2 protein-coding genes are annotated in these 2,753 nt (G+C 64.8%); one reads left to right on the top strand and one right to left on the bottom strand.

All coding sequences use genetic code 11. From position 1 onward, the window contains the following. Positions 1–635: helix-turn-helix transcriptional regulator (locus EN994_RS25825; RefSeq protein WP_164746192.1), on the top strand; the 635-nt coding region annotated here is incomplete at its 5' end. A 70-nt stretch (positions 636–705) separates the two neighbouring features. Here EN994_RS25825 and ybaL read toward each other — a convergent pair. Continuing rightward, positions 706–2,502 (bottom strand): YbaL family putative K(+) efflux transporter, encoded by a 1,797-nt coding sequence (ybaL, locus tag EN994_RS25830; protein ID WP_127307913.1) that lies wholly within the window; start codon positions 2,500–2,502, stop codon positions 706–708. Positions 2,503–2,753 lie beyond the last annotated feature (251 nt).

The raw sequence follows: 2,753 nt of genomic DNA on the forward strand, positions 1-2,753 counted from the left end.
GCGGTCTATGGATGGTGCCGCCGCATTGCGGGGTGTGGATCCCCGGCGGCATGGAGCACAGCAATGTCGCAACCGCCAACGCCCGGATTTTTTTCGTCTACATAGAGCCGGGAGCCGCCGATCTGCCGGAGCGGTGCTGCACGTTTTCAATCTCGCCCCTGCTGCGCGAATTGATCATCGAGCTTTCCGATCGGGTGGAGGGTGACGGGGCGAGGGGCGAACTCTTGACCAAGATGCTGCTCACCGAATTGCCACGCATGCCTGTCCAGCAATTGCACCTGCCGATCTCGTCCGAGCCACGCTTGAACAGGATCGCCGAAGCGTTGGCGCAAGACCCTGCCGACCGCAGCACACTGGCGGAATGGGCCAACCGCATCGCGCTCAGCGAGAGCAGCCTCGCCCGCCTTGTGGCAAAGGAGACGGGGCTGAGTTTCGGGCGCTGGCGCCAGCAATTGCACTTGATCGTTGCAATTCGGGAACTGGCTTCCGGCAAGAGTGTCCAGCAGGTCTCGGGCGATCTCGGCTATGGTTCCGTTACGGCCTTCATCACCATGTTCAAGAAGGCGCTTGGGAAGCCGCCGGCCAAATACCTCAGCGGTATCGCGCAAAATGGCGGCTCTGCATTCGTGGCGTGATGCTCGCTTGAAAGGGTGGTCGAGCCGATCACGTTGCCAGCGTGCGAGAGTGCAGCTTGGGCTTTGGGACTCAGGCCACCGACGGCTCGGCGGTTTCGCGCCTCAACTCCGGTTTGGAACCGAGAACTTCTTCCACAATCCCGCGCGCAATCTCGCGCTCGCCCATGATCACCGTATCGGCGCCCAAACCCTTGAGATGTTCGACCTCGGCATCGGAATGGGCACGGGCGATGACGTTGATAGCGGGATTGGCGGCGCGGGCGCGGAGCACGATCTGGCCGGCTTCGAAGGCATTGGGGATCGCAAGGATCAGCCGGCTGGCGCCCTCGGGGTTGGCGGCGGCGAACACTTCGGCATTGGCCGCATTGCCGGCGACGGTCTCGACGCTGTCCGCTTTCAGCTTCGCCAGCGTCTTGTCGGCGTCCTCGATGACCAGGAAGGGCATTGCCGCGCCTTTCAGGGCCGAGCCGACCAGGCCACCGACACGGCCGTAGCCGATCAGGATGGCATGGCCGGTGAGTGCCGTCTTTGGCGGCGGCCCGTCCTCCTTTTTCGCCGCTGCCGCGACAGAGGCCACCTGGCCCGGCTCCGTCGCCGGACCAACCGGTTTTGCCTCGACCGGTGGTGCCGTCCTGGCGGCGCGCCGTTCCAGCCACGGCTTCATCCAGTCGATGGCCAGGAACATCAGCGGGTTGAGGACAATCGACAGGATCGCACCGGCCAGAATGAGGTCGCGGCCCTGTTCCGGCAGCAGCTTCAGCCCGACGCCGAGTTCAGCCAGGATGAAGGAGAACTCGCCGATCTGGGCGAGGCTTGCCGAGATTATCAGCGCCGTGGCGATGGGATAGCCGAAGGCAACAACGATGGCGAACGCGGCCAGTGATTTGCCGATGACGATGATGGCGAGCGTCGCCAGGATTGGCCAACCATTGCTGATCAGGCTGAACGGGTCGAACAGCATGCCGACCGAGACGAAGAACAGCACGGAGAAGGCATCGCGCAGCGGCAGCGATTCTTCCGCCGCGCGGTGGCTGAGTTCGGATTCGCTCATGATCATGCCGGCGAAGAAGGCGCCCAGCGCCAGCGAGACACCGAACAGTTTGGCCGCACCGAAGGCGACGCCGAGCGCGATGGCCAGAACCGCCAGCCGGAACAGTTCGCGCGAGCCGGTATGGGCGACATAGTGCAGGATCCAGGGAATGACCCGGCGGCCGACCACCAGCATGACGATGACGAAGGCGGCGACCTTGGCCAGCGTGATGCCGACGACGCCCCAGATGCCGTAGCTGGCCGGCAGCGACAGCAGGCCGCTGGCATGGGCGTCGGCCTGCTCCTGGCCGCCGAGCACGCCAGCGAGCGCCGGCAGCAGCACCAGCGCCAGCGCCATGGCCAGATCCTCGACGATCAGCCAGCCGACGGCGATGCGGCCGCGCTCGGTCTCGATCATCCGCCGTTCCTGCAGGGCACGCAGCAGCACCACGGTCGAGGCGACCGACAACGCCAGGCCGAACACCAGCCCCGCGCCCATCGACCAGCCGAGCATCCAGGCAAGACCAGCGCCAAGCGCGGTGGCAAAGCCGATCTGGACGATGGCGCCCGGCACGGCGATGGCACGCACCGACAGCAGATCCTTGAGCGAGAAGTGCAGCCCGACGCCGAACATCAGCAAGATGACGCCGATTTCGGCCAGTTCGTTGGCAAGCCCGGCATCGGCGACGAAGCCGGGCGTGTTCGGCCCGACCAGCACGCCGGCTATGAGATAACCGACCAGGGGCGGAATGCGGAAGCGGTTGGCGAGAGCCCCGAAGACGAAAGCCAGCCCCAGACCGGCGACGATGGTGGCGATAAGGGGCGTGTCATGCGGCATTGTCTATGGAGCGCCTTTCAAGTCAGCGATGTTGGATGAGCGCCGCCCAAGGCCGCCGCCTGTTTGCAATATGGTGGATGGTATGTCGGCGATGCAACCCGCAAAGCCGTGAAATCGACGGCGCTGCCGCGAAAATTTGACCGGCAGCTGAGAAAGCTGCCGGCCGGATCGGAATTTGTGCGGAGCTATTCGTCTCGATTCGTCAGGGCCGATCGATGATCAGGCTGCCCGCAGCAAGGCCTCGATTTCCG

This window comes from Mesorhizobium sp. M7A.F.Ca.CA.002.09.1.1 (assembly GCF_003998555.1).
GTDB lineage: Bacteria > Pseudomonadota > Alphaproteobacteria > Rhizobiales > Rhizobiaceae > Mesorhizobium > Mesorhizobium ciceri.

Coding starts and splice junctions, on each gene's coding strand:
- ybaL (WP_127307913.1), bottom strand. CDS start 2,502: ATGCCGCATGACACGCCCCTTATCGCCACCATCGTCGCCGGTCTGGGG.